Source organism: Agrobacterium rubi TR3 = NBRC 13261 (genome assembly GCF_000739935.1).
Lineage (GTDB): Bacteria > Pseudomonadota > Alphaproteobacteria > Rhizobiales > Rhizobiaceae > Agrobacterium > Agrobacterium rubi.
The window spans coordinates 1-26,750 of sequence record NZ_BBJU01000018.1 but is presented as its reverse complement, the minus strand read 5'-3'; the positions used below and the strand labels follow the sequence as shown (position 1 = coordinate 26,750).

The following is a 26,750-nucleotide window of genomic DNA, read 5'->3' as shown; positions in this document are numbered from 1 at the left end:
GGGGTTGTGAACCCTGCGGTGGTTGGCACGTTAGAAAAACAACGCCGGATGGGACCGGTGAGCTGAGAGGATGGATATGACGGACGCGATGGAAATGCCGGAACGCGAATCGATGGAATTCGACGTTGTCATCGTTGGTGCGGGACCTGCGGGTCTTTCGGCGGCGATACGGCTGAAGCAGGTCAATCCTGAACTTTCCGTCGTCGTGCTGGAAAAGGGCGCGGAAGTCGGCGCGCATATCGTCTCCGGCGCGGTGGTCGATCCCATCGGTATCGACCGTCTGCTGCCCGGCTGGCGCGAAGAGGAGGGACATCCCTTCAAGACGGAAGTCAAGGACGACCAGTTCCTGCTGCTGGGCCCCGCTGGCTCCATCCGTCTCCCCAACTTCGCCATGCCGCCGCTGATGAACAACCACGGCAATTACATCGTCTCGCTTGGTCTGGTCTGTCGCTGGCTGGCGGAAAAAGCGGAAGCGCTGGGCGTTGAAATCTATCCCGGCTTTGCGGCGACCGAAGTGCTTTACAATGACGCTGGCGCCGTAATCGGCGTTGCTACCGGCGATATGGGCGTGGAGCGTAACGGCGAACCCGGCCCGGCCTTTACGCGCGGTATGGAACTGCATGGCAAATATGTGCTGATCGGCGAGGGCGTGCGTGGTTCGCTGGCCAAGCAGCTGATTGCGAAATTCGAGCTCTCCAAGGATAGCGACGTCCAGAAGTTCGGCATCGGCATCAAAGAACTGTGGCAGGTCAAGCCGGAGAACCACAGGCCGGGGCTCGTGCAGCACTCCTTCGGTTGGCCGCTGGGCATGAAGACGGGGGGCGGCTCGTTCCTTTATCATCTGGAGGACAATCTCGTTGCCGTCGGCTTCGTGGTTCACCTGAACTACAAAAACCCTTACCTCTACCCCTTCGAGGAATTCCAGCGTTACAAGACGCATCCGGCGATTGCCCCGACATTCGAAGGCGGCAAGCGCCTGTCCTATGGCGCGCGTGCGATTACCGAGGGCGGCTATCAGTCGGTGCCGAAGCTGACCTTCCCCGGCGGCGCTCTGATCGGCTGTTCCGCCGGTTTCGTCAACGTGCCGCGCATCAAGGGCAGCCACAATGCCGTGCTGTCAGGCATGATGGCGGCGGACAGGCTGGCAGATGCTATCGCCGCGGGCCGTGCCAATGATGAAGTCATCGAGATCGAAAACGAATGGCGCGGCAGCGACATCGGCAAGGATCTGAAACGCGTGCGCAACGTCAAGCCGCTGTGGTCGAAATTCGGCACAGCCATCGGCGTGGCGCTGGGCGGGCTGGATATGTGGACCAACCAGTTGCTCGGCCTTTCGCTGTTCGGCACATTGAAACACGGCAAGACAGACGCGCAAAGCCTGGAGCCAGCCAAGTTCCACAAGCCAATCGCCTATCCAAAGGCAGACGGTGTCCTGACCTTCGACCGTTTGTCTTCCGTATTCATATCCTCCACCAACCACGAGGAAGACCAGCCGGTGCACCTGCAGGTGAAGGATATGGACCTGCAGAAGCGATCCGAACACGATGTCTACGCCGGTCCTTCGACACGCTACTGTCCCGCCGGGGTCTATGAGTGGGTGGAGAAGGACGGCGAGCCCACTTATGTCATCAACGCGCAAAACTGCGTCCACTGCAAAACCTGCGACATCAAGGACCCCAACCAGAACATCAACTGGGTGCCGCCGCAGGGCGGCGAGGGGCCGGTTTACGCCAATATGTGATGCCGTTTCCGCAAGGAAAATTCCATGGTCATGATACGTGCCGCGCGGGTCGATGAGCTTGCGCGGCTGACGGAAATCGAACTCGATGCCTTCGTGGTGTGGGCAAAAGCCTGTGGTGTGACATCGCAGCCTTACGCATCTGCCGACATCATTCTTCGCCAAAGTCTCGATCAGGGCTTTTTGCTGGTCGCGCAGACGAGTGAAACCGGGCACGTTGCAGGCTTTGCTGCAGGGCGGCCTGTCGGCAGCTATCTCTATGTCATCGAGATCGATGTCGAGCGTTCCGCGCAGGGCAGAGGCATCGGTCGCGCATTGATGCTTGCCTTGCTCGACAAGGGGCGTGAGGCCGGACAGAAATATGCGGTGCTGACCACCGATCGTTTTGCACCCTTCAATGCGCCGTTCTATACGAAGCTCGGGTTTCGCATTCTGGAGCCATGGGAGACACCGCCCTTCGTGCAGGAGCGGCTGGACCGCCAGATCGCCGATGGCCTCGATCCCGCCCGTCGCGTGGCAATGCTTCTGGACCTGCGCAGCAGCGCTGCACCAACTGAAACAGGACTGCATGATTTGCCATGACCGAAGTTTCGATCCACCCCGTCAAGCGCTCGGACGCGCAGGATATCATTGAGGCGAATATCCGCAGCCGCGACTATCACGCGCCGTGGGTCCAGCCTTTTACTGATATGAGTGGCTTCGATGCCTGGTTCGGGCAGTTGCTGACCGGCCCGAGTGCGGCGTTCGTTGCGCGCGATGGTGATAGCCGCGGCATCGTCGGTGTGTTCAACCTGACGCAGATCGTCTGGGGTGTGTTTCGCAGCACCTATCTCGGTTATTACGGCATGGTGGATTTTGCCCGTCGCGGGCTGATGTCCGAGGCGCTGCGGCAGGTGACCCATCACGCCTTCGATGAGCTTGGCCTGCATCGACTCGAGGCCAATATTCAGCCCGAAAATAAGGCCTCCATCAATCTCGTGCGCCGTATCGGCTTTACAAAAGAGGGTTACTCTCCATCCTACCTTCAAATCGGCGGCGTGTGGTGCGATCATGAACGCTGGGCTTTGATATCGAGCCAGAGGCACAAGGTCTGATACCGTTCTTTCCAAGAAAAAGTGCGGTGTTGATCTTGACCAAGAGCATGGGCTTCAAGTTTGGTATTTGCAGGATGAACGATGATGTCATACCTGTATGGGAGGATGCCGACCCGTGTCGATGGATACGGTTGCAAGGTCGGTGTGGGAGCAGATGATGAAGATACTGGCAGATGGACCTCTTTCGCTGCGCAGGCCGCGCCTTATGTGCAGCTTGGCTTTGACGGTGTTTGCCGGCGTGATGATGCCCGCCGCGCACAGCCAGGCAGCAAGCTGCCGCGCCGAAGCCAGTGCCGAGGTCGATTGGCGCGAGTGCAACAAGCGCCTGCTGATGCTGGGCGGCAGTGTTCTGGATGGCGCCGACCTGCGGGGGACGGATTTCACCTATACCGACCTGCGCGGCTCGTCCTTCAACAAGGCCAATATGGAAAAAGCAAAGCTCATCCGCTCGTCGCTTGCATCCTCGCAATTGCAGGATAGCAACATGACAAAGGTCGAGGCTTACCGCAGCGATTTCAGCGATGCCAACGCCGAAAATGCTCGCTTCGACAATGCCGAAATGCAGCGCGCCAATTTCCAGAACGCCAAGCTGGTCAACACGAATTTCACCAAGGCTGAACTTGGCCGGGCGGATTTCGAAGGTGCTATGCTGACCGGCACGAAATTCACCATGGCCAACCTGTCGCGCGCCCGCTTCGAAGGCGCGACTTTCACCGGGCCGATCGATTTCGAAAACGCGTTTCTGCTGCTGACCCGCATCGAAGGGTTGGACCTCTCCACGGCCACGGGTATCGACCAGAAGCAGATCGACATCGCCTGCGGTGATGCCAAGACCAAATTGCCGCAAGGGCTGACGACGCCGACGGAATGGCCTTGCCCGGAGGATCCGGACGAGGATTGAGGTGGAGCGCAACTCCTCACTTGCGATTTCTAACACTTAAGCAAGCTTAAGGTGTTGAAATCGCTTTCTCTCCCACAAGGGGAGAGATAAAATGGCCGCGCCGCTGCGGATTACCTCTCCCCCTGTGGGAGAGGAAGAAAAATCATGATCTGAGCTGGAAGCTAAGTCATAGATTTTTCAGGTGAGGGGTTGTGCGGCACCCTGTGAGGTTCAAAACCCCGAAAGCACAATCTTGCCCTTTGCAGTCCCACTCTCGATTAACGCATGCGCCTTGATGAGGTTGGCGGCGTTGATGGTGCCGAAAACCTCGGTCATCGTTGTCTTGATCTTGCCCGCATCTACCAGTTCGGCCACGTGGTTCAGCAGCTTGTGCTGCTCGAGAATATCGACTGTTTCGAAGACCGGGCGGGTGAACATCATCTCCCAGTGGATGGAGATGGCTTTGCGCTTGAAGGGCATGGCATCGAAGCCATTGGCGGGATCATCGATCAGCGCGAACCGTCCCTGCGGCGCGATGAGGGCGATGCTGTCGGCGGCGTGGAGATCGCTTTGCGTGGTGGAAAAGACGAAAGCAGGTGCGCCGAGGCCGAGCGCTTCGACCTGTGGGGCAAGCGGCTGGCTGTGATCGATGACGTGATGTGCGCCGAGTGATTTGGCCCATTCCTTGGTTTCCGGGCGTGAGGCCGTGGCGATGACGGTGAGGTCGGTCAGTTGGCGTGCCAACTGGATGGCGATGGAGCCGACGCCGCCTGCACCACCGATGATGACGATGGCGTTGGCCGAGCCGGGCACAGGGTCTTTCACCTTCAGCCGATCAAACAGCGCCTCATAAGCGGTAATCGCGGTAAGCGGCAGGGCAGCGGCCTCCTCGAAGCTGAGGCTTTTGGGTTTGGTGCCGACGATGCGTTCATCGACCAGATGAAATTCGCTGTTGGAACCGGGGCGGTTGATGGCACCGGCGTAAAACACCTCGTCACCCGGCTTGAACAGGGTGGCACCTTCGCCGACCGCTTTGACGATGCCCGAAGCATCGAAGCCCAGAACACGCGTCCCACCATTTTCCGGCGGCTGGTTGCGGCGCACCTTCGTGTCGACAGGATTGACGGAGACGGCTTTGACCTCGACCAGAAGATTGCGCCCCTTGGCCTCTGGCACGGGCAAATCGAAGTCGATCAGCGCGTCTGCGTCCGTCACGGGTTTTGCCTGTTTGTAACCAATAGCACGCATGGCGTTTCTCCTTTGCTTGTTGCTGTCGCCTCTATTTGATAGATATGGGCGAGACCTGCAAGAATGCACATTTTTTGTATATACGTACAAAAAGGATACTGTGATGTCCCGACCCCGCGCCAAATTGATCGGAAATTTTCCCGGCTGTCCGGTGGAGTCAACGCTGAGTTTTCTGGATGGAAAATGGAAAGGCGTGATCCTGTACCGCCTTATGAATGAGGGCACGTTGCGCTTCAACGCGTTGCGCCGCCATATTCCAAGCATCACGCAGCGCATGCTGACCAAGCAGTTGCGCGAGCTGGAAGAGGCCGGGCTGATTTCCCGCAAGGTCTTTGCCGTGGTGCCGCCGCGCGTGGATTATACGCTGACGCCGCTTGGCCTCACCCTGCAACCGGTGATCTCAGCCCTGAAAGCTTGGGGTGATGCGTACGTGGTCTGCAAGGATGGCGAAAAGCGTGTGACATCTCCCACTGATATCATCGAGCCGCTGGCGGCCGCCGAATAACAAGGCGGCCTATTGCGCGCATCGATTGGCAGCTTTACGGATTTCAGGACTTTTTTGCGCAGAAATAAATTTTGCACCGCAACATTGATCTGCCCGGATTGCTTCATAGCGTCGCGGCAGTGATTCTCAGTCAGGGACGACAAGCATGGGTATTGGTTGGATCGAGGCCGCGATTCTCGGTTTTATTCAAGGTCTTACGGAATTTTTGCCGATTTCTTCCAGCGCGCATCTGCGGATCGCCGGGGAGTTTCTGGGAACGGGTGAAGACCCGGGCGCTGCCTTTACCGCCATTATTCAGATCGGTACCGAACTGGCGGTTCTGGTCTATTTCTGGTCCGACATCATGCGCATTGCCATGGCGTGGCTTCGCCAGAACCTGCGCCTTGGCGGCAGCTACGATGCTGCGGATGCCCGCATGGGCTGGCTCATCATCATCGGCTCAGTTCCGATCGTGCTCTTGGGCCTGCTGTTCAAGGATGCGATCGAAACCTCGCTGCGCAATCTCTACATCACCGCCGTCATGCTGATCGTCTTCGGCATCATCCTTGGTTATGCGGATAAGATCGGCAAGAAGAAATACCCGCTGAACAAGCTCATCTGGCGCGATGGCATTCTGTTCGGTTTCGCACAGGCCATGGCGCTGATCCCCGGCGTGTCCCGCTCCGGCGGCACGATTACGGCGGGCCTGCTGCTCGGCTATACACGCGAAGCGGCAGCACGCTATTCCTTTCTTCTCGCCGTCCCCGCCGTGTTCGGTTCCGGCTTCTACCAGCTCTACAAGAGCATCGGCCAAGTTAACCCGGTGGGCTGGGGTCCCACAGCACTGGCCACGCTGATCTCCTTCATCGTCGGATATGCCGTCATCGTCGGCTTCCTGAAGCTGGTATCGAGCAAAAGCTACATGCCGTTCGTCTGGTACCGCGTGGGTCTGGGCGTGTTGCTTCTGGTATTGCTCTCCACCGGCGTGATCAGCGCGGCGTAAGTAGCGAGGACGCGGCCATGTCCTATCCTCGGCTCTAGGGCCGAGGATCGATTGACGATTTTCCTTGAAATCTTTCCCGTGGAATGATTTTTCACCGCGGATGTGCAATAGAGCCGTTTATTGCACGGTATTTTTCGTTTGCTTCTATAAGTATCCATCCGCAACAAGGACAGTCGGGACCCGTTGATGAGTATTGAAGGCGGTTACGCTTTGGCGGTGGAGGACATCCACAAGAGCTTTGGTACGCATAAGGTTCTCAAAGGCATTTCGCTGAACGCCCGCAAGGGTGACGTGATCTCGATCATCGGCTCCTCCGGCTCCGGCAAAAGCACGTTTCTGCGCTGCGTCAACTTTCTCGAAATGCCCGACCGTGGCCGCGTGACTGTCAATGGCGAGGAAGTCTCCGTCAAGATCGGTCGTGATGGCAAGGCCGTGCCGAAAAGCTGGCGGCAGGTGGAACGCCTGCGCACCGGGCTTGGCATGGTGTTTCAGAACTTCAATCTCTGGTCCCACCGCACGGTGCTGGAAAACATCGTCGAAGCACCCGTGCATGTGATGGGCGTGAAGCGGCAGGATGCGATCGAGAAGGCGGAAGCGCTGCTCAACAAGGTTGGCCTTTACGACAAGAAGGACGCCTATCCGGCGTTCCTCTCCGGCGGCCAGCAGCAGCGTGCGGCGATTGCGCGTGCGCTCTGCGTCGAACCCGCCGTGATGCTGTTTGATGAACCGACTTCCGCGCTCGACCCGGAACTGGTGGGCGAGGTGCTGAAGGTGATCCGCGATCTGGCCGAAGAGGGCCGCACCATGTTGCTTGTGACGCATGAGATGCGTTTCGCGCGCGATGTGTCCAACCACGTCATGTTTCTGCATCAGGGCCGCGTGGAAGAGGAGGGGACGCCGGATCAGGTGTTCGGAAACCCGATCAGCACCCGCACCCGAGACTTTACCGGCGCCATCGCCAACTGATTTATCATCGTTTTAACCGGAGAGATTTTCCATGAAACTGTTCGCCACGTTGCTTGCCGGATCGGCATTCGCGCTGTCTGCCTTCACCGCCAGCGCCGATGTGCGCTTCGGCATCATGAACGAATCCTACCCGCCATTCTTCGCCAAGGATGCATCCGGCAAATGGCAGGGCTGGGAAATCGACCTGATGGACGCCGTCTGCGCGGAAATGAAGGAAAAATGCTCCATCGTTGAGCTGTCCTGGGATGGGCTTATTCCGGCACTCGAGGCCAAGAAGTTCGACGTCATCTGGTCGTCCATGTCCAATACGCAAGAGCGCCAGAAGGTCATTACCTTCACCGATAAATACTACAACACCCCGAGCAAGCTGATCGGTGCCAAGGACGGCAAGCCAGGTGCTACGGCGGAAGACGTGAAGGGCAAGACGATTGGCATTCAGGTCTCGACCATCCAGTCGGCCTATTATGCCAAGTATTTCAAGGATGCGGCCGACGAGAAGACCTACCAGACGCTGGACGAAGCCTTTCAGGATTTGGCTGCCGGTCGTATCGACTACGTCTTCGGTGATTCGCTTGTTCTCGATGCCTTCCTGAAGAGCGATGCGGGCAAGGATTGCTGCGCGGACGCTGGCAATGTGGCCGATGACAAGGAAATCCTGGGTCTGGGAGTATCAGGCGGTCTGCGCAAGGACGACACCGAGCTGAAGCAGAAGCTGAACACAGCACTGGCTGCCGTTCGTGCCAGCGGCAAATATGACGAGATCACCAAGAAATACTTCACCTTCGACATCTACGGCGCGAAGTAAGTCTCGGTCGAGTTGATGGCAAGCATTGAAACCATGGTTCAACTTCTGTCGCCCTATCCTCCGGGATGGGGCGGTACGCTGTTGACCGGTGCCGTTTCCACGCTTGCCATTTCTGCCGGTGCCTATCTCATAGGTATCGTCATCGGAATGGCCGGTGCGTTGGGCAAGCTTTCCGACAACAGGGCGCTGGGTGTGGTGCTGAGTTTCTACACCACGATGATCCGGGCCGTGCCGGAACTCATTCTGATTGTCGGGCTCTACTATGCAGGCACCGATGGCCTGAACCGGCTGCTGCAATGGGCCGGAATGCCGCCCTTGGAAATCAACGGTTTCGTCGCGGCCATTGCCGTTCTCGGCTTCGTGCAGGGCGCCTATATGACCGAGGTTCTGCGCGGCGCAATCCTTGCCATTCCGGGTGGTCAGATCGAAGCGGCGCGGGCCTTTGGCATGTCGCCATTTCTTCGCTTCCGCCGTGTTGTGTTGCCCGCACTCATTCCCAATGCGCTGCCGGGGCTGGCGAACCTCTGGCTCGCGGTGACCAAGGACAGCGCGCTGGTGGCCGTCGTCGGTTATCAGGAACTGGCGCTGGCGACACGTTTGGCCGGGGCCAGCACCAAGCAGTATTTCCTGTTCTTCATGGCGGCGGCGCTGTTGTATCTGGCGATTACGCTCGTCTCCAATCTCGTCTTTTCGTTGATCGAACGCCGGGTGCGGCGCGGCCAACCGGCTCTGGGTTAGGGGAAGATCATGGACTTCTCCTGGCTCGAAAAATACTGGCCGCTGCTTTTATCCGGTGCCTATCAGACGGTCGCTCTGCTCGTGGTCTCCGTTGTCCTCGGCTTCATCCTGGCCATCGGCCTTGCCTTCGCGCAAGTCAGCGGCGGCAGGGTGACGCGAGTGCTGGCGCGAGGGTATTGCACCTTCTTTCGCGGCACGCCGCTGCTCATCCAGCTTTGGCTGCTCTATTACGGCGTCGGTTCTCTGCTGCCGATGATCCCCGGTTTGCGGCAAAGCTTCATGTGGCCGGTGTTGCGCGAAGGCTTCTTCTTTGCTGCCGTCAGTTTCACGCTGAACTATGCGGCCTATGAGGCCGAAGTCCTGCGCGGCGCGCTGCTGGCGGTGCCGAAGGGCGAGCTTGAGGCGGGCCGGGCATTCGGCATGAGCCGTTTCACACTGATCCGCCGCATATGGCTGCCGCGCGCCATCCGCATCGCCCTGCCGACCATTGCGGGCGAGGTGGTGATGCAGCTGAAGGCAACGCCGCTCGCCTTTACCGTCACCGTCATGGACCTCTACGCCGTGGCCTACAAAGTGCGACAGGATACGCTCCTGGTCTATGAGCCGCTGTTCGTCGTCACCATTTTCTATCTCATCCTCACCGCCATCATCGTGCGCTGTTTCGGCTTTGTCGAAGCGCAGGTACCGCAGCGGCGGTAACATTATCTAGGGAGTTCCACATGGGCGATATCCGTATTCTCGACGGCGGCATGAGCCGTGAATTGCAGCGTCTGGGTGCGCAACTGAAGCAGCCGGAATGGTCTGCCCTGGCGCTGATCGACGCGCCAGACATCGTGCGCCAGGTGCATGCGGAATTTATCGAGGCCGGTGCCGATGTCGTCACCACCAATTCCTATGCGCTGGTGCCGTTTCACATCGGCGAGGGACGCTTCCGTAGCGAAGGCGCATCGCTGATTGCGCTTTCGGGCAAGCTGGCCCGTGAGGCGGCGGATGCATCAGGCCGCAAGGTCACCGTCGCCGGTGGCCTGCCACCCATCTTCGGCTCCTATGAGCCACAGAATTTCGACGCAGCCCGCGTGCAGGATTACCTCAAGGTTCTCGTGGAAAACCTCGCTCCCCATGTCGATGTCTGGCTGGGCGAAACGCTGAGCCTGATTGCCGAGGGCGAAGCGGTGCGTCAGGCCGTTTCTGAGACCGGCAAACCCTTCTGGGTCTCCTTCACGCTGAATGACGATGCTGCGCAGGTGGATGGCGGCGAACCGCAGCTTCGCTCCGGCGAAACCGTGCGCGCCGCGGCAGAATGGGCAGCCGGATCAGGCGCTGCCGCGCTGCTGTTCAACTGCAGCAAACCGGAAGTCATGAAATCCGCCGTGGAAACCGCCGCCTCCGTCTTTAAGGACAAGGGCGTTGCCATCGATATCGGCGTCTATGCCAACGCTTTTGAGGGCGAACAGGGCGATTCCGCCGCCAATGAAGGCCTGCACGGCACCCGCGCGGATCTGACCGACGACGCCTATTCCCGTTTCGCCTGCGAATGGGCCGATGCCGGTGCGACGATGATCGGCGGCTGCTGCGGCATCGGGGCTGCGCATATTCACACGGTTGCGGGTGCGCTTAGGGCGCGGTAATCTGCTCGTAGCGCTGCGTGTGCATTCGTCCGTTCACGCAGCGTCCAGAACCTGCATTTCAACATGCAGGCCAGCCGCAGCCACCATGTTGACCAGCGTATCCAGGCCGAACAGATTGATTTTGCCACGCAAGAGATCGGACACGCGCGGTTGCGTGACGCCGAGCTTGCGAGCCGCTTCCGCCTGTGTCCAGCCCTTTTCCTTGATCTGCCGCTCGAGTGCCATCATCAGCGTGGAGCGCAGCTTCATATTTTCCGCTTCGCCGGTCGTGTCCTCGATGGCATCCCAGACGCTTTCAAACGGTTCACTGCTCATTGGCTTAACTCCTTCACCAGATCGCCGTAACGTTTTGCTGCCAGGTCGATATCTGCCTTGCTGGTCTTTTGGGTTTTCTTCTGAAAGCAATGCAGGACGTAGATTGCATCGCTGAATTTCGCGACGTAGATCACGCGAAACGCGCCGCTTTCATCTCTGATCCGTATTTCCTGAACACCCTTTCCGACAGTCGCCATCGGCTTCCAATCGGTGGGCATCTGCTCGTTTTGCACTTTATCCAGTTGATAACCGGCTTCCCGCCGCGCCGTTTCCGGAAACGCACGTAAGTCACCAAGGGCGCTGCCACGAAACCTTATTGTCTTCATATCGCGGATTATACAAAAAATTATATACTTTTCGCAAGCCGTTTATGAAGGGTGTCCCGGAGGCGCGAAAGACGCAACCGGAACACTTTTTTCCGCCTTACAGCAGCGTCCCGCTCAAGATCGCCAACGCCACCGAGAAGTAGATGACGAGGCCGCTCACATCCACCAGTGTTGCCACGAAGGGGGCGGAAGCGCTGGCGGGGTCGAGGCGCAGGCGTTGCAGCAGAAATGGCAGCATGGAGCCTGCGAGCGAGCCGAAGGTGACGATGCCGATGAGCGCGCAGAAGACGGTGAAGCCAACCAGCAGCCAGTGTTCGCCGTAATCATAGAACCCAGCCTGCTGCCAGATGGTGAGCCGCAGGAAGCCGATGGCGCCGAGGATGGCACCGAGTGTCAGGCCTGTTGGCAATTCACGCAGCAGCACCTTCCACCAGTCGGAGAGCTTCAGTTCGCCCAGCGCCAGCGCCCGGATGATGAGCGATGTGGCCTGCGAACCGGAGTTGCCGCCCGAGGACATGATGAGCGGGATGAACAGCGTCAGTACGACGGCCTTTTCCAGCTCTCCCTCGAAATGCTGCATAGCGCTGGCCGTCAGCATTTCACCAAGGAAGAGGGCAGACAGCCAGCCGGCGCGTTTGCGGATCATGTCCGTAAAGCCCATCGTCATATAGGGCTTGCCGAGTGCTTCCATACCGCCGAATTTGTGGGCGTCTTCTGTCGTATCGGCAATCATGGTGTCGATGACGTCATCCACCGTAACGATACCCAGAATGTGGACGTGCTCATCCACGACAGGAATGGCCAGAAGGTCATGCTTGCGGATGAGGCGTGCAACATCCTCCTGCGACATCATGGGGTCGGCGTAGGTGATGCCTTCCTTGGATGCGACGGTGAGGATGGATGCGGTGGGTTCGCCCGTCACAAGGCTGCGCAGGGTGACGACCTTGGTCAGGGTTCCGTCTTCGGCCAGCACATAGATGGCGTAGACCGTTTCGCGGGAACGCTCGACGATGCGGATGTGTGCAAGCGTCTGCTCCACCGTCCAGCGGTCCGGCACGCTGACGAACTCCGTGGTCATCATGGAGCCAGCCGTGCGGGGCGGATAGGTCATCAGGTGCTGGATGGCTGTGGCCGTGGCGCGGTCCAGCCGGGAAAACAGCTTGGCGCGTGGCTCGTCGTCCATTTCGGCCATCACGTCTGCCACGCGGTCATCCGACATGAGGTTGACGAAGCGGGCAGCCTGTTCCAGCGGTATCAGGGCGATGATCTCGGCTGCATGATGCAGTTCAGGGCGATCTAGAACGGCAACGGCTTTTGCCTGGGGCAGTTTCAGCAAAGCATCGACAGCTTCTGGCACGTCGAGCGTGTTCAGCTGATCGACGCGTTCTGCAATTGTGGTTGGGCCAATGCTGCCGCTGCGCAGAATGCGGGCAGCCTTGCTGGCTCTTTCAGAGAGGTTGTGAAAGTTCATGATTGCTCACCTTCCAGTCGATCCGCCGATCACGGCGGAACGTGGTGAGCCGACAGGAGTCAGATCAGTGCACGTCTCGCCGTGTTCGGCAAAGGCAATCGACTACTACTGTCGCTAGACATCTAATGATGCTCCGTGGATATCTGCGCCAGATCGATGGTTTGACCTGCGCATGTGATATCTGTTGCGCCTGAAAAAAGGCCGAGTCAAGCGGGCCAATTATGAAATTTTGGCAAGGTAGATTTGTGGTGAATGGGGCGCCTGTCAGGCACCCTCATTATCGGGGTTGAGCGCCGAGGCTATGCAGGAAAAATCTTAGTGCCAAGGTTATAGGCTGTATCGAGATGATGAGCGAAATCATTTGCTTGATCAGGTACCATCAGCTCTGATGTCACGACCTTTGCGCCGCAGTAACCGAAGATGCCGTGGTCGATCTGCGTTCGCATCGCGCCGAAATAACCGTGGCGTGCATAGGTGCGCATATCGGCACCGCCGATGGCAATCAGATGCACGTTTAGCCTATCGAGTTTCTTGATGATCTTTCCGTCACCATTGTCGGCATAGGCCCAGCCATTGGTGAAAACGCGGTCGATCCAGCCCTTGAGTTGAGCAGGCATGGACCACCAGTAAACGGGATAAACGATAATGAGCGCATCGGCGCGATCAAGCCGCGTATGTTCGGCGGCGACATCAGCGATGGGCGTGGCCTGCCCGAGCATCAGCGCGATATCATGCTGTGTGAAGCGCGGATCGAAAGCTTCGGCTGCGAGATGCGCAAACTCGTGGGAATGCCCGCCCGGTGATTTGGTAATGCCCTCTGCTATACGCGCGGCGATCGCGTTGGTTAAGGAGCTAGGATTCGGATGCGAGGTGACGATGACGGCATGCATGGAGAGAACTTTCTTTGACGGTTGCGAACAGGGAGTTCGCACTATATACTATCAGTAAGTTACTAATGGTATATAGTGGATGTCAAGCAGTCACGAAAAAGAACAGTCCGCGCGGCGCATACGCCTGACGAGGGACAAGCGGCACCGGCAATTGATGGACGTGGCCTGGAAACTCATCCATGACGAAGGGGCCAATGCTCTCACGCTCGGGCGTCTCTCGGAAAAGGCAGGCGTCACGAAACCTGTCGTCTATGACCAGTTTGGAAGCCGGGAAGGGCTTCTGGCGCAGCTCTATCAGGAATTTGACGCAAACCAGACCGCCATCATGGACGAGGCCTTGAGGGCCTGCGAGGCGCGATTGGCCGATATCGCCACAGTCATCGCGTCGTCCTACGTCAACTGCGTGTCCCGTCAGGGGCGGGAAATACCGGGCATCGTCGCGGCTCTTACAGGCTCTCCCGAACTCGCGAAAATCAAGAAGCAATATGAGCAGGGTTTTCTTGAAAAATGCAGAGCACTGCTTGCTCCCTACGCGCCCAAGGGCGTGATTCCTTCGGCAGCCCTATGGGCCATGCTGGGTGCGGCAGAGGCGCTCTCCAACGCTGCCACCAACGGTAACATCACCGCGCAGGAAGCAACCGACGAGTTGTTTGCGACGATTGTTGCGATGGTCGAGAGGGGCGCGGGCACGGCCCCAAAGGCTTGAACGTTTTCTAAGAAACGGTTTTCCGCTTTCTTGAGCCTACTGGGCAAGCATCTTTTCGCGTCGTTCCAGCGCCACAGCGACGGCAAACACGATGAGCCCGCCCAGCGACAGAACCGCACCGATATATCCCGTCGACGCATAGCCGTAACCCATGGCGATGACGAGGCCGCCCAGCCATGCGCCGAGCGCGTTGGCGATGTTGAAGGCGGAGTGGTTGGAGGCAGCGGCCAGCGTCTGGGCATCGGCTGCCACGTCCATCAGTCGTGTCTGCACCGCAGGGCAGGCGGCAAAGCCGCAGCCGATGAGAAAGACGCAGATGCACAGCATGTAGGGATTGTGTGCGGTCAGCCCGAAGAGTGCCATCAGCACCACATTGAAGGCCAGCATGCCGCCGATGGTGCCGTTGAGCGAAAGGTCCGCCATGCGTGACCCAACGACATTGCCGACATTCATGCCGATGCCGAACAGCGCCAGAACCATGGGCACGGTGGCAACTGGCATCATGGCGACATCGGTGGTGGTTTTGGCGATGTAGCTGAAGACGGCAAACATGCCGCCGAAGCCGACCGAAGCGACGGCGAGCGACAACCAGACCTGGCCGCGCCTGAAAGCGCCGAGCTCACGCCAGATGCTGGCACCTTCCTGCACCTTGTCGCGCGGCTGGAAGAGCCAGAGCAGGGCCACCGTCAAAAGTGCGATGCCGCCGACCATGAGGAACGCGGCGCGCCAGGAAAACATCTGGCCGAAGAAGGTGGCAAGCGGCGTGCCGAGCAGCGTGGCGATGGTCAGCCCCAGCATGACGCGGCCCACGGCACGGGCGCGTTTATGGATGGGCGCCATGGAGGCGGCGACCAGCGCAGCCACGCCGAAATAGGCGCCGTGCGGCAGGCCGGTGATGAAGCGCAACACCGTGAAGGTGGTGAAATCGGGCGCGATGGCGCTCAGAATATTGCCCGCCGCAAAGACGCTCATCAAAGCCAGCAGCAGCACGCGCCGTGTCATGCGTGCGGCGAGAACCGCGATGATCGGCGCGCCGATGACGACACCCAGCGCATAGGCTGCAATAACATAGCCTGCTTGCGGAACGGTCACCCCATAGCTCGTCGCGACATCCGGCAACAGGCCCATGATGGCAAACTCACCGGTACCGATGCCGAAGCCACCGGCTGCAAGCGCGATTTCGATGAGGGCGATGGAGAGGGGTGTGAGCGTTGCTGCAGGCAATGGCGCAACGACATCGGCATCCGCTTCGGAGCAGTTTTCGGTAGGGCAAATATGGGTCATGAATTTCTGCGATGGGAACGAAGAAAAAAAGGGCAAACCGATGTCTCGGCCTGCCCTGACTGGAGATGTATGGCCACCAAAATGACCTTATCTCACGCATACCATGAAGTTGTGCATTGCGGTAGCCTCTGATTCGGCAAAATATCCGACTCACGCAAAGGTGTACGGAACGGAACTGGCGCTATACCATTTAGGTGGCGCGCTTGGGCGTAACGGGGGCTGGATACGCATATGAAACTGGTGGCGATTTTCAACCGTGACGGCGGTACTTTCAAGACCACCGACATGGACGCCTATTGCGCGCATGCGCAAAAGGTTTTCTCAGATGCCGGTCACGACATCGAATGCCGCCTCGTTTCCGGCAAGGACATCGTGGCCGAGATGGAACGAACTGCCGATGACAAGGGTCTCGATGGCCTGATTGCAGGCGGTGGCGACGGCACGATTTCGGCTGCAGCCGGCATAGCCTGGAAACACGGAATTGCGCTGGGTGTCGTGCCCGCCGGTACCATGAACCTGTTTGCCCGCTCTCTGAAGCTACCGCTTGATATCTGGCAGGCGGTGGATACGTTGGCGCAGGGGCACGTCCACAATGTCGATATTGCCAGCGCCAATGGCCGTCCCTTCGTGCACCAGTTTTCTGCTGGCCTGCATGCCCGCATGGTGCGTTATCGCGACAAGATGGAATATGCGTCCCGTCTGGGCAAAATCCGCGCCAATATTCGCGCTGCCATCGGTGTTGTTCTCAACCCGCCGAAATTCGACATGGAATTTACTGTCGACGGCGTCACGCAGCACCGCCGCGCTTGCGCCATCTCCGCATCCAACAATGAATTCGGCCAAAGCCCGCTGCTGGTGGCCGATGACATTACTCAGGGCAAGCTGGGGCTCTATATTGCCGAAGCTCTGACGCCATCCGGTGTGACCCGTCTTGCCATCGATATCGTACGTGGGAAGCTGAAGGAAAACGCGGCCGTCACAGCGATGGCGGTGACCGAAGCGGAACTGCATTTCCCCAGGCGACGCCACGATGTGCGCTGCGTCATGGACGGTGAGTTGCTGTCGATGAAAAAAGACGTGCTGTTGAAAATTCACGCTGGCGAGTTGAAGGTGATCGTCGCAAAAGATTTCGCAAGCGTCTGATATTATTGGCCCGACACTGCTTTTGATAGACGTTACGGCGGCCTTGCAAAATGTCGCCGTCCCGGCCATGCTACCTCCTTATGTTAATGGGAGTGCATGCCGCGATGAACGATAATGCCGTCACACTATCGAACCTCGCCGCCATCGACGCCGCTCATCACCTGCATCCCTTTTCCGACATGGGCAAGCTGAACGCATCCGGCACCCGCATCATTGAGCGTGCCGAAGGCGTGTTCATCTACGACAGTACTGGCAAGAAATATTTGGATGCGTTTGCGGGTCTGTGGTGCGTCAATATCGGTTACGGCAGGCGCGAAATCACCGACGCTGTATCCCGGCAGATGAACGAGCTGCCTTACTACAACGCCTTTTTCGGCACCACCACGCCCCCGGCGACCCTGCTGGCACAGAAGATCGTGTCGCATGCCGGGCCGAATATGAACCATGTGTTCTTCACCAATTCCGGTTCAGAGGCGACGGATACATGGTTCCGCATGGCACGCGTCTATTGGAAAGCGCTGGGACACCCAACGAAAACACACGTCATCGCGCGGAAAAACGGTTACCACGGCTCCACCGTGGCGGGCGCGTCGCTGGGCGGTATGACGTGGATGCATGAGCAAGGCAATCTGCCCATCGACGGCGTCTCTCATATCGGTCAGCCCTATTGGTATGTCGAAGGCGGCGATCTCACGCCTGCCGAATTCGGCCTGAAGGTGGCGCGAGAACTGGATGCCAAGATCGATGAGCTGGGCGAGGAGAATGTTGCCGCTTTCGTGGCCGAACCCATTCAGGGCGCGGGCGGCGTCATCGTGCCACCGGAGACCTATTGGCCGGAAATCGCGCGGATCTGCAAGGCGCGCAACATTCTTCTGGTGTCGGACGAGGTGATCTGCGGCTTCGGGCGGCTGGGGTCTTGGTTCGGTTATCAGCATTTCGGTTACGAGCCGGATCTGGCGCCCATCGCGAAAGGGCTTTCATCCGGTTATCTGCCCATCGGCGGTGTACTTGTCTCAGACCGAGTGGCCGAGGTGATGCTGACCAAGGTCGGTGATTTCAACCACGGCTTCACCTATTCCGGCCACCCGGTCTGTGCGGCGGCAGCACTCGAAAATCTTCGCATCATCGAAGATGAGGGACTGGTGGAACGGGTGCGCGACGATATCGGCCCTTATTTCCGGGAGGGCTGGCAAAGTCTGCTCGACCATGAAACGGTTGGCGAAGCGGTCAATGTCGGCCTCATCGGCGGGCTGCAATTGACGGCTGATAAATCAACCCGCAAACGTTTCGAAAAGCCAGACGATATCGGCACGATGGTGCGCAACCATTGCCTAGAGAATGGGCTGGTGATGCGGGCCACCGGCGACCGCATGTTGGCATCGCCAGCGTTCACCATCAGCCGGTCGGAAGTCGATCAGATCATCGAGATATTGCGCAAGGGGCTGGACCACTTGGCGCAGACAGCAAAGGCGTAAACACGTGGCAGAGCATGAACATCACTACAAGGTTCAGATCACCTGGACCGGCAACAAGGGTACCGGCACCTCCGGCTACCGCGAATATGACAGATCGCACCTGATCTCAGCCGACGGCAAGCCTGACATTGCGGGCTCCTCCGATCCTGCCTTTCGTGGTGACGCGGCCCGCTGGAATCCGGAAGAGCTGCTGCTCGCCTCCGTCTCGGCCTGTCATAAGCTCTGGTATCTGCATTTCTGCGCCGTCTCAGGCGTCGTCGTCACCGACTATGTGGACAACGCGGAGGGCACGATGGTGCTGCGGAAAGACGGGGCAGGGCAGTTCACGGAGGTCGTGCTGAAGCCGGTTGTGACCATCTCGAAGGGCGATGCGCAGACGGCAATGGAGCTACACGAAGAAGCCCATGACAAATGCTTCATCGCCAACTCCGTGAATTTCCCGATCCGCGTGGAAGCGTCGGTCAAACAAGCATAGGCGTTATTCTGGCCGCTGGTAGGTTTCGCGCACAATGTAATTCGGTGTCAGATCGTCCCGGTAATACAGCCGGGCGATCATTTCCGCGAGAATGCCTGTCGTGATGAGCTGGACCGACGATAACAACAGCACGACGCCGACCATCAGCATCGGTCTTGTGCCGATATCATTGCCGAGAATGAACTTGTCGATGAAGAGATAGGTCAGGATAATGCTGGCCAGCGCGCCCACCCCAAGCCCCAAAGAGCCGAAGAAGTGGCCGGGCCGCGCCTTGTAGCGCATGAAGAACATGACCGAGAGAAGGTCGAGAATGACCCGAAACGTGCGGGAAAGCCCGTATTTCGATGCGCCGAACTGGCGGGCATGGTGCGTGACGGGCATTTCGCCGATGCGGGTGCTGGGCACGACCCCTGCCACCCAGGCCGGAATGAAGCGGTGCATCTCACCCATCAGCTTCACCTGCTTGATGATCGATGACCGGTAAATCTTCAGGCTGCATCCGTAGTCATGCAGGCGCACGCCGGTGATTTTGCCGATCAGCCGGTTGGCGATCCATGAGGGTATCTTGCGCAGCACCAGCCCATCCTGCCGGTTCTTGCGCCAGCCGACCAGAAGATCGAGTTCACGACGCTCCAGTTCGGAAACGAGCATCGGGATGTCCTTGGGGTCGTTCTGGAGATCACCATCGAGCGTGGCGATCAACCGGCCGCGCGCCGTGTCGATACCGGCCTGCATGGCAGCGGTCTGGCCGAAATTGCGCTGAAGCGCGACGATCTTCAGCTCGAGCCTGAGATCGGTGCGTTGCAGAAAGTCCTTTGCATTGGCGATCGTCGCATCGGTGCTACCATCATCCACCAGAATGAGTTCCCATGACGGCGCGTAGTCCGCCATGGCTTCGATGATGCGCTCGATGAGCGGGACGATGCTTTCCTGCTCGTTGAAAATGGGCACGACCAGCGAAAGCTCCAATGCGTCTGCCGCAAGAACCTCTGTTGAAATGGCGGCAGGTATCGGCACGGCAATGGTTCCGTTTGTCTGTGAAGCGGGATTTCGGGCTTTGTCCTAACGACGTTTTTCCGCATTTTCAACAAAGACCAGAAAGTTTCGCCGGCAGGTCTTGTTTGCAACGCCAAGTGAAGAGAATAGTGCGGACAATATGCGGAGATGAGACCGCGTTGGAATGTGATAGGAATTCGAATTGAAGCCTGCCCGGTTCGCATGGCACTCTATGACCATTGTCACGGCGTTCGTCATCGCCATCTATGCCGCATTCATCAACTGGATGTGGGGTTGGGGGACGATTTTTGCACTGTGGCAGGAGGCGGGGCTCGGCGCGATCGGTGTTGCGTTGGCACTTCTAATGTCAACCTACGTCCTGCGGACATGGCGTATCTACGATTATTTTCCGAAGGAAACGCACGGCCAGTTCGCACGCCTGTTTCGTGTGGTCCAGATCCACAATCTTCTCAACATCATGCTGCCATTTCGCTCGGGCGAGACCAGCTTTCCGCTGCTGATGCGGAAGGAATTCGATGTGCGACTGGCGCGCGGAACATCTGCCCTGCTGGTGATGCGGCTGTTCGATCTGCACGCTCTTCTCGCGGCAGCAGGGGTAGGACTTGCGTTGGAAAAGCGGTCACTGGTGGTGTGGGCTCTGTGGATCGTGTTCTTGGCTCTGCCCGTTATCGCCTTCGCCATAAGACATTGGATTTTCGACATCGCGCGGCGTATGGCACCGAAAAAAGCGCAGGGCATTATCCATGAAATGCAGGCGGGACTGCCCATCGATGGCGTTGCCTTCATGCGGGCATGGGGTGCCACCATCATCAACTGGTTCGTCAAGATCGCGGTTCTGGCCTGGGTCCTGACGCTGATGGGCAAGATCAGCCTGCCCGCAGGCTTCGGCGGTGCACTGGGTGGCGAACTGTCTTCCGTACTTCCGGTTCACGCACCCGGCGGCGTCGGAACCTACCCGGCCGGCATCACCGCCGGCGCACTCGGCTTTGGCGCATCGACGGATCCAATGGCGCTCTCATCCCTTGGCCAGGCGGCAGTCAACGTGCACCTGCTGGTGATGCTGTCATCGCTGGTTGGAACGGCGCTGGCGCTGTTCGTGCCGATGCGCAGGTAGTCAGGCGATGCGCAGGCCGAGATGTTCGGCCATAGGTGTGAAATCCCGGTCGGAATGCAGCAGGACGTGACCGTGTTCAATGCAGTAAGTGCCGATGATGAGATCGGTGGTTTTTCTGATGGTGATTCCGCGTTGACGAAGGTACCGGTAATTCTGCGCGGCTTTAAGGGCCATTGCGGGTGAAGACATGGTCGCACAGGGAAAAGCTCGAAACTGCCGCTCCAGCATTTCAGCGTGACGATCGCTTTGTGCGCCCTGAAGAACTTCGAGCAAGATAATATCGCCAATCATGATCAGGCCCTGCGGTATGTAGGAGCGCAGCCTTTCCGTGACATCATTGCTTCCGTGGCGAATGAGTGAAATCCATACGGACGTGTCGACAACGATCATTTGCCGTTTTCAACGCCCCAATCGACGCTGGGCGACCAGTCGTCGCGCATCTCATCGATATCACCGTCCCATCCCATCCTGCGAAGAGCGTCTATGGCGTCGTGTTGCCTCCTGATGCGCACGTATTCTTCAAGAGCGCACTGTACCATCGCCTTTTTCGTGGAAAGGCCAGACATCTCCATGGCCTCTGCCATCAAAATATCATCAAGCTCTATATTCGTGCGCATGGCAACCGTCCTTGGTGTATCGATTGCCGAAATCATACACCAAGGCGTTATGTGCTGCAAATCCTACTGGAATGCCGTCTCGTAAAAGCTTCTCAGCTTGCGCGAATGCAGCGTCTCCGTCTGCATAGCCGCCAGCTTCTGCACGGCGCGGATACCGATTTGCAGATGCTGCGACACTTGAGTCTTGTAGAATTCCGTGGCCATGCCGGGCAGCTTCAACTCGCCATGCAACGGCTTGTCCGAGACGCACAGCAGGGTGCCGTAGGGCACGCGGAAGCGGAAGCCGTTGGCAGCGATGGTGGCGGATTCCATGTCGAGCGCGATGGCGCGTGATTGCGACAAGCGCTTGACGGGACCCGCCTGATCGCGAAGTTCCCAGTTGCGGTTATCGATGGTGGCGACGGTGCCGGTGCGCATGATGCGCTTGAGCTCGAAGCCTTCGTAACCGGTGACTTCGGCGACAGCACTTTCGAGCGCGAGTTGCACTTCAGCCAAGGCTGGAATGGGCACCCAGACGGGCAGGTCATCATCCAGCACGTGATCTTCGCGCATATAGGCATGGGCCAGAACGTAGTCACCCAACCGCTGGCTGTTGCGAAGACCGGCGCAGTGGCCGACCATCAGCCACGCATGCGGGCGCAGCACGGCGATGTGGTCGGTAATCGTCTTGGCGTTGGACGGACCGACGCCGATATTGACAAGCGTGATGCCCGCATGGCCCTTTTTCTTCAGGTGGTAGGCCGGCATCTGCGGCATACGACCCAGCGTCATATCGGTGATCGGGCGGTCGGAACCAGCCAACGTCACGATGTTGCCGGGCTCGACGAATTCCGTATAGCCTTCGCCACCATCCGCCATCAACTTGCGCGCCCATGCTGCAAATTCATCGATGTAGAACTGATAGTTGGTGAACAGCACGAAGTTCTGGAAATGGTTGGCGCTGGTGGCCGTGTAGTGGCTGAGGCGCGCCAGCGAATAATCGATGCGCTGCGCTGTGAACGGCGCTAGCGGTGCAGGCTCTCCCGGTACTTGATCATATTCACCATTGGCAATCAGGTCGTCGGTGTTGTTGAGATCGGGCGTGTCGAACAGATCGCGCAACGGCACATCGGCGAGCGAGGACGCGGCAGAGGCCTCCACGAAAGCGCCTTCACCAAAGGCAAAATGCAGCGGAATGGGCGTGGCCGATTCGGCGACCGTGACGTGAACGCTGTGGTTCTTGATCAGAAGACCGAGCTGCTCTTTCAGATAATGCCGGAAAAGCTGCGGCCGGGTGATGGTCGTTGTGTAGACGCCGGGCGAGGTGACGTGGCCGTAGGACAGGCGCGAATCGACGTGGCCGAAGCTCGATGTTTCGATGCTGACCTGCGGATAGCAGGCGCGGTAACGGCCGGTGATCTGCGCGCCCTGTGCAAGGTCGGTGAACGACTTGATGAGGAAATTCGTGTTGCGTTCATAAAGCGCTGTCAAGGCGTCCACCGCGGCCACCGGATCGGTGAAAGTCTGCGGCGCGATGGGCTCTGGCGTGATGAAGGCGAGGTGCGAGATTGTGTGCTTTGCTATTGTCATGGCCTATTATAGAGAGCCAATTTCGACAGGCAAGCGACAGAAATATGTGCATTTGAAAAAGACGCGGAAAACCTCAGCAGAAGCCGCTGCTCGTCGTGTTTACAGCGTCATGGAGCAATGGTTGGAGAGACTGTGCTGGCAGGCAATCGATGCGCCGACATTGACCCGCTGGAAGCTTCTGTTGGGGTTCACCACCAAGGCTGCAAAGGACATGGCAAAAATCGCCATCAGCACAACGATAATCGTAAAGCGGCGCACCAGAATTGTCATGTCCATTCCCCTTTTCGTCATGGTCTTCCCTCATCTTGAACACGACATTGCCACGATGGGACTGAACCGACGCTGAGGGGGAGGTTCATGTCGGGTTCATGGTGGTTAATGGGGGCTGGGTGCTTCGCCTTGGGCAACCTATGACAGACATCCACCCGTCAAAGCTTGTATGCCGCCAGTACGCGTTCAGAGGATTGCGGCGTTGCCGATCATGGGTGTTTTTATTATACATCCCAAGTTGCAGACATCCCGTTTCGACCCAAGCCATTTACAGTATGCCAGCCAAAAGCCGGAGACCATCATGCCCCCGACCTTCGCCGTCCAACAAGGGAAAGTCGTGTTTTGCGCAGAAGAAGGCGTTGCGCCAACCGAGGTGAAGGGTGGCGTTTCAGCGCAGGGATTTGCGGTCGTCAGCCTGTTTCGAGACGGATACCTGATTGCCGGATATCTGCGAGATATCAAAGGAATCTGGTGGTATCACCAGCGCAACAAAAAAGCGAAGTTCGTTACACGCGATGCCGACGGATTTCGTGTTTTGGATGAGGACTACGGGCTGGATCGCGACCACGTCTATCTCGAAGATCGGGTCATTCCCGGGGCGGATCCGTCCAGTTTCTCTCTTTTGGAGATCAGCCAATATTTTGCAAAAGACAAATATCGCCTTTACGTCAAAACAAGCTCCCATTTTTTCCATTACGATGGGCTCGATTCCGCCAGTCTGATCGCCAATGGCGCCTTTGTAACAGACAAGCACGATCTATATTGCGTGTTCGACACATTGAGTTTGAGCAACAATTCCAAGCATCATGAAAGGGTGCAGTTTTCGCGCTTAAAAGAGCATAACATGCTGTTGAAGGACTGGCTTGCCAAACACCGCCCCGATACAATCGGCTGGTGGCATCCTGACTATCCGTTCAAATCCGATGATGCCGAGCAGATAGCTGATGGCTGGTATCGCACCTCTAACGCTGTGTTTTTCAAAACGACATCCGGCACCCAAAGAACGTTCAAAGAGACCTTCAACCTCGTGCGTGGTGCGGATGCAGCCAGTTTCGAGCCGTTGGACAGCCATCATGGGCGTGATGCAAAAAATGCATATTGTCGTTGGCGGCGGATTGCTGGTGCGGACATTGCGTCCTTCACACCCATCACAGGCTTTTTCGGCAGGGATAAAAACGCCGTCTATTTCAACAGTTACAAGGTCGAACACGCCGATCCGGGAAATTTTCAAGTTCTCCGATCCGTGGTTCCGTTGGCCAAGGACCACAAGCGTGTCTACGTCAAAGCGTGTGCCCGTACGAGTTGGCCATTCGGGTACCCGGATGACATCCTCGTTGCTATTGATGAGGCTGATGCCAAAAGTTTTCAAACCTTCGGAGCGCGCGGTGTGTGGGCCACCGATGCTGGCCGGGTCTATCTGCGTGGCGAGCACCAGAAAAAGCTGGACGTCGGCAGCTTCCGATTTCTCTGCGAAACTCCGACCAATTGCTGGGCCGCGGACGACAATGGTCTTTACCGATCCAACGGCACACTACGCGTTTCCGGCATCGAGGGCCGTAGCTTTGTCAAACTGAATGACTTCTGGGGAAGCGACGGGAACGCGGTTTTCTCCTTCGTGACCGGCGCCATACAGAAAGCAACAGATGCTAAAACCTTTGTGGTGACGGACGAGAACGGCGGCGCCAGGGACGCAGCTTTTCGCTATCGGATCGACGATGGTAGAATTCGAAAAAACAAGCTTTGAATAAAGCGCTACGCTATTGTGTTTCGTTTCCCCAGGCGTCCACCCTTACCTCAATATCCGCATGAACCGCCGATCAACACCATGCTAAGGTGTCTCACTTTGATATGTCGTGAAGCAGACTTTTCCAAATGGTTGGAACGTCCACGCTTGGCAGAAGCAGCTCTGGACCTACTGCAATAGATTCCGTCCACCCGTCGTGATAGACGAATACCCGTTGGCAAGCCCATTTTCCTTGAGAAGGAAAGCCTATCGATGAAGTGCCTGCGCATCTACGCCTCGCCGGATGGCGAATCTCATTTCGACGAAATCGATTTGCCCACGACTAAACTGGCAGTTCATCCAGACGCCGCTCCTTTCGATGTCACCGCGAGCTACCCAGCGTCTCGCGTCCGCATCACGCACATTCCGGCAGGAATGCGAGAGGTCGCATGGCACACTGTGCCCGAGCCCGTGTTGACGGTCAGACTTGACGGTTCTGTTGAGTACGAGACCAGCGATGGCGAGGTACGTCACGTTTCGGCTGGCAGCTTCGTGCTGGTGGAGGACACGCACGGAAAGGGCCATCTCTCGCGGCACTCGCCAGAGCCTCAAATCGTCATATGGATTTCATTGCCGAACGGTCTTGAGACGCCTCTGGTTCGATGACTGCTGTTGGCCCAAAGCAGACATCTTGTCGCCGTCAACGCACCAACTAATGTCGCCTAGATGCTTTCGAAAAACCTCAAGATCGCCGCCGAGACCTCTTTTGGCTTACCTTGCTGAAGCGAATGGCCCGCCAACAGGAATGGTATGCGATCCACTCAGATTGGGAACAAGCGTCGGCATTTCCGCGATGATCTTTACTTCGCAGCATTTCTCAACCATCAACTCGGTATGGATTCAATTCTCTCGGCGTTAGGTCGTCGCAGGTTGAACAGATTACCAAACAGGATCAAACCCGCGCCGACTGCTGTGAAGCCGTCTATCGCCTCGGCATACAAGAAATACCCGAGTACGGCAGATAATGGCACTCGCAGATAGTCCATAGGCATCACAACTGTGGCGTCTGCATGAGCCAGGGCCTTCGCCATGCAAAAGTGGGCAAATGAACCAGCAAATGCGAACAGGAATATCCAGGGCCATGTTGAAGCCGAAGGCCAAAGCCACACGTTCAGTGCCGGAACGAGGCCGATGATCGATTGGATTATGAGCATCCAAAAAATGATCTTTGTAGCACTGTCGGAGCGCGTTAGCGCCTTTGTGGAGATGAAAGAGATTGCGAACGCGAAGGCAGCTCCCAGCGTTATCAAATGGCCTGGATTGAGAGGCGCTACGCCCGGACGCACAATTAACGCGACGCCCGCCAAGCCAAAAAGGATGACGATTCCCTTCCGCCATGTCAGTCTCTCATTCAAGAATATGGCAGCCAGGAAAGCAGCCCAAATAGGCGCAGTGAATTCAATCGATATGACTTGAGCCAATGGGATTAGCGTCAATCCCATTAACCATGCATATTGTCCCACGTAGTGAGCAACGTTGCGGCCGATGTGCCTGGGCAGGATATTGGTTCGCATCGCCCGGATTCCGCCCTCTCGATAAACCAGCGGCAACAGCATAAAAAAGGCGATGATGGAACGCATTTCCATGACTTGGAAGACGTCAAGCTCGAGTGTGATGATACGCCCCGAAACGGACATTAGCAGTATCAACAACAAAGATGCCACCATCCATACTGCCGCTTTGGCGGTTGACCGGCTGTTATCCATGTAGC

At 57.8% G+C, this 26,750-nt stretch carries 30 protein-coding genes; 18 read left to right on the top strand and 12 right to left on the bottom strand.

Annotated elements, in window-relative coordinates:
- Positions 1–76: 76 nt before the first annotated feature.
- The 4 genes from RRU01S_RS15110 (at position 77) to RRU01S_RS15095 (ending at position 3,733) form a co-directional block, all read left to right on the top strand.
- The gene (locus RRU01S_RS15110; protein WP_045231150.1) at positions 77–1,741 is read left to right on the top strand and encodes an electron transfer flavoprotein-ubiquinone oxidoreductase; all 1,665 of its coding nucleotides are present in this window, start codon (positions 77–79) and stop codon (positions 1,739–1,741) included.
- A 24-nt stretch (positions 1,742–1,765) separates the two neighbouring features.
- The gene (locus RRU01S_RS15105) at positions 1,766–2,320 is read left to right on the top strand and encodes a GNAT family N-acetyltransferase (protein ID WP_045231126.1); all 555 of its coding nucleotides are present in this window, start codon (positions 1,766–1,768) and stop codon (positions 2,318–2,320) included.
- Positions 2,317–2,832, top strand: coding sequence for a GNAT family N-acetyltransferase (locus RRU01S_RS15100; protein ID WP_045231125.1), 516 nt, complete (start codon positions 2,317–2,319; stop codon positions 2,830–2,832). The genes RRU01S_RS15105 and RRU01S_RS15100 overlap by 4 nt, the downstream gene beginning before the upstream one ends.
- A 205-nt stretch (positions 2,833–3,037) precedes the next feature.
- Entirely contained in the window at positions 3,038–3,733 is a 696-nt protein-coding gene (locus RRU01S_RS15095) for a pentapeptide repeat-containing protein (RefSeq protein WP_045231149.1), read from the top strand.
- 210 nt (positions 3,734–3,943) lie between these two features.
- Here RRU01S_RS15095 and RRU01S_RS15090 read toward each other — a convergent pair whose 3' ends face one another.
- Positions 3,944–4,960: a zinc-binding alcohol dehydrogenase family protein gene (locus RRU01S_RS15090; RefSeq protein WP_045231124.1), complete on the bottom strand. Its 1,017-nt coding sequence runs from the start codon at positions 4,958–4,960 to the stop codon at positions 3,944–3,946.
- Positions 4,961–5,063: 103 nt separating this feature from the next.
- On the opposite strand from RRU01S_RS15090, the gene RRU01S_RS15085 reads away from it, so the two are divergent.
- The 7 genes from RRU01S_RS15085 (at position 5,064) to RRU01S_RS15055 (ending at position 10,584) form a co-directional block, all read left to right on the top strand.
- Positions 5,064–5,465 (top strand): winged helix-turn-helix transcriptional regulator, encoded by a 402-nt coding sequence (locus tag RRU01S_RS15085; RefSeq protein ID WP_045231123.1) that lies wholly within the window; start codon positions 5,064–5,066, stop codon positions 5,463–5,465.
- Between the two features lie 145 nt (positions 5,466–5,610).
- A complete protein-coding gene (locus tag RRU01S_RS15080; protein WP_045231122.1) occupies positions 5,611–6,447 on the top strand; it encodes an undecaprenyl-diphosphate phosphatase in 837 nt (278 codons plus the stop codon).
- A 186-nt stretch (positions 6,448–6,633) separates the two neighbouring features.
- A complete protein-coding gene (locus RRU01S_RS15075; protein ID WP_045231121.1) occupies positions 6,634–7,413 on the top strand; it encodes an ABC transporter ATP-binding protein in 780 nt (259 codons plus the stop codon).
- A 31-nt stretch (positions 7,414–7,444) separates the two neighbouring features.
- Positions 7,445–8,218, top strand: coding sequence for a transporter substrate-binding domain-containing protein (locus tag RRU01S_RS15070; RefSeq protein WP_045231120.1), 774 nt, complete (start codon positions 7,445–7,447; stop codon positions 8,216–8,218).
- A gap of 15 nt (positions 8,219–8,233) precedes the next feature.
- Complete coding sequence (locus RRU01S_RS15065; RefSeq protein ID WP_045231119.1) at positions 8,234–8,956, top strand: ABC transporter permease; 723 nt, start codon at positions 8,234–8,236, stop codon at positions 8,954–8,956.
- 9 nt (positions 8,957–8,965) lie between these two features.
- On the top strand, positions 8,966–9,655 hold the full coding sequence (locus RRU01S_RS15060; RefSeq protein WP_045231118.1) for an ABC transporter permease: 690 nt from the start codon (positions 8,966–8,968) through the stop codon (positions 9,653–9,655).
- A gap of 20 nt (positions 9,656–9,675) precedes the next feature.
- Entirely contained in the window at positions 9,676–10,584 is a 909-nt protein-coding gene (locus RRU01S_RS15055) for a homocysteine S-methyltransferase family protein (protein ID WP_045231117.1), read from the top strand.
- A gap of 33 nt (positions 10,585–10,617) precedes the next feature.
- Here RRU01S_RS15055 and RRU01S_RS15050 read toward each other — a convergent pair whose 3' ends face one another.
- The 4 genes from RRU01S_RS15050 to RRU01S_RS15035 all read right to left on the bottom strand — a co-directional run bounded on the left by RRU01S_RS15050 (position 10,618) and on the right by RRU01S_RS15035 (position 13,586).
- A complete protein-coding gene (locus tag RRU01S_RS15050; RefSeq protein ID WP_045231116.1) occupies positions 10,618–10,899 on the bottom strand; it encodes a helix-turn-helix domain-containing protein in 282 nt (93 codons plus the stop codon).
- Positions 10,896–11,225, bottom strand: coding sequence for a type II toxin-antitoxin system RelE/ParE family toxin (locus RRU01S_RS15045; RefSeq protein ID WP_209806594.1), 330 nt, complete (start codon positions 11,223–11,225; stop codon positions 10,896–10,898). The genes RRU01S_RS15050 and RRU01S_RS15045 overlap by 4 nt, the downstream gene beginning before the upstream one ends.
- 97 nt (positions 11,226–11,322) lie before the next feature.
- A complete protein-coding gene (mgtE, locus tag RRU01S_RS15040) occupies positions 11,323–12,696 on the bottom strand; it encodes a magnesium transporter (RefSeq protein ID WP_045231114.1) in 1,374 nt (457 codons plus the stop codon).
- Positions 12,697–12,995: 299 nt separating this feature from the next.
- Complete coding sequence (locus RRU01S_RS15035; RefSeq protein WP_045231113.1) at positions 12,996–13,586, bottom strand: NAD(P)H-dependent oxidoreductase; 591 nt, start codon at positions 13,584–13,586, stop codon at positions 12,996–12,998.
- 79 nt (positions 13,587–13,665) lie between these two features.
- Between RRU01S_RS15035 and RRU01S_RS15030 the strand changes: the two genes are divergently transcribed.
- Positions 13,666–14,292, top strand: coding sequence for a TetR/AcrR family transcriptional regulator (locus tag RRU01S_RS15030; RefSeq protein WP_045231112.1), 627 nt, complete (start codon positions 13,666–13,668; stop codon positions 14,290–14,292).
- Positions 14,293–14,328: 36 nt separating this feature from the next.
- Here the strand turns inward: RRU01S_RS15030 and RRU01S_RS15025 are convergent, their stop codons facing one another.
- A complete protein-coding gene (locus tag RRU01S_RS15025) occupies positions 14,329–15,576 on the bottom strand; it encodes an MFS transporter (protein ID WP_045231111.1) in 1,248 nt (415 codons plus the stop codon).
- Positions 15,577–15,807: 231 nt separating this feature from the next.
- Here RRU01S_RS15025 and RRU01S_RS15020 point away from each other — a divergent pair, with 231 nt between their 5' ends.
- The 3 genes from RRU01S_RS15020 (at position 15,808) to RRU01S_RS15010 (ending at position 18,669) form a co-directional block, all read left to right on the top strand.
- Complete coding sequence (locus tag RRU01S_RS15020; protein ID WP_045231110.1) at positions 15,808–16,719, top strand: diacylglycerol/lipid kinase family protein; 912 nt, start codon at positions 15,808–15,810, stop codon at positions 16,717–16,719.
- 104 nt (positions 16,720–16,823) lie between these two features.
- Positions 16,824–18,194 (top strand): aspartate aminotransferase family protein, encoded by a 1,371-nt coding sequence (locus tag RRU01S_RS15015; RefSeq protein WP_045231148.1) that lies wholly within the window; start codon positions 16,824–16,826, stop codon positions 18,192–18,194.
- A 4-nt stretch (positions 18,195–18,198) separates the two neighbouring features.
- Positions 18,199–18,669, top strand: a complete 471-nt coding sequence (locus RRU01S_RS15010) for an OsmC family protein (RefSeq protein ID WP_045231109.1) — start codon at positions 18,199–18,201, stop codon at positions 18,667–18,669.
- A gap of 3 nt (positions 18,670–18,672) precedes the next feature.
- Here the strand turns inward: RRU01S_RS15010 and RRU01S_RS15005 are convergent, their stop codons facing one another.
- Positions 18,673–19,686: a glycosyltransferase family 2 protein gene (locus RRU01S_RS15005; RefSeq protein WP_045231108.1), complete on the bottom strand. Its 1,014-nt coding sequence runs from the start codon at positions 19,684–19,686 to the stop codon at positions 18,673–18,675.
- A gap of 211 nt (positions 19,687–19,897) precedes the next feature.
- Between RRU01S_RS15005 and RRU01S_RS15000 the strand changes: the two genes are divergently transcribed.
- Positions 19,898–20,800: a lysylphosphatidylglycerol synthase domain-containing protein gene (locus RRU01S_RS15000; RefSeq protein ID WP_045231107.1), complete on the top strand. Its 903-nt coding sequence runs from the start codon at positions 19,898–19,900 to the stop codon at positions 20,798–20,800.
- Here the strand turns inward: RRU01S_RS15000 and vapC are convergent, their stop codons facing one another.
- The 4 genes from vapC to RRU01S_RS26210 all read right to left on the bottom strand — a co-directional run bounded on the left by vapC (position 20,801) and on the right by RRU01S_RS26210 (position 23,262).
- Positions 20,801–21,190, bottom strand: coding sequence for a type II toxin-antitoxin system VapC family toxin (gene vapC, locus RRU01S_RS14995; RefSeq protein ID WP_045231106.1), 390 nt, complete (start codon positions 21,188–21,190; stop codon positions 20,801–20,803).
- On the bottom strand, positions 21,187–21,417 hold the full coding sequence (locus tag RRU01S_RS14990) for a type II toxin-antitoxin system VapB family antitoxin (RefSeq protein WP_045231147.1): 231 nt from the start codon (positions 21,415–21,417) through the stop codon (positions 21,187–21,189). The genes vapC and RRU01S_RS14990 overlap by 4 nt, the downstream gene beginning before the upstream one ends.
- 63 nt (positions 21,418–21,480) lie before the next feature.
- Positions 21,481–22,986, bottom strand: a complete 1,506-nt coding sequence (gene amn, locus RRU01S_RS14985; RefSeq protein ID WP_045231105.1) for an AMP nucleosidase — start codon at positions 22,984–22,986, stop codon at positions 21,481–21,483.
- A gap of 99 nt (positions 22,987–23,085) precedes the next feature.
- The gene (locus RRU01S_RS26210; protein ID WP_164470674.1) at positions 23,086–23,262 is read right to left on the bottom strand and encodes a hypothetical protein; all 177 of its coding nucleotides are present in this window, start codon (positions 23,260–23,262) and stop codon (positions 23,086–23,088) included.
- Between the two features lie 295 nt (positions 23,263–23,557).
- On the opposite strand from RRU01S_RS26210, the gene RRU01S_RS14975 reads away from it, so the two are divergent.
- Together RRU01S_RS14975 and RRU01S_RS14970 are read left to right on the top strand one after the other, a co-directional pair.
- On the top strand, positions 23,558–25,000 hold the full coding sequence (locus RRU01S_RS14975; RefSeq protein ID WP_165572231.1) for a DKNYY domain-containing protein: 1,443 nt from the start codon (positions 23,558–23,560) through the stop codon (positions 24,998–25,000).
- A gap of 252 nt (positions 25,001–25,252) precedes the next feature.
- Complete coding sequence (locus RRU01S_RS14970; protein ID WP_045231102.1) at positions 25,253–25,645, top strand: cupin domain-containing protein; 393 nt, start codon at positions 25,253–25,255, stop codon at positions 25,643–25,645.
- A gap of 218 nt (positions 25,646–25,863) precedes the next feature.
- Here the strand turns inward: RRU01S_RS14970 and RRU01S_RS14965 are convergent, their stop codons facing one another.
- Positions 25,864–26,745, bottom strand: coding sequence for a DMT family transporter (locus tag RRU01S_RS14965; RefSeq protein WP_045231146.1), 882 nt, complete (start codon positions 26,743–26,745; stop codon positions 25,864–25,866).
- Positions 26,746–26,750 lie beyond the last annotated feature (5 nt).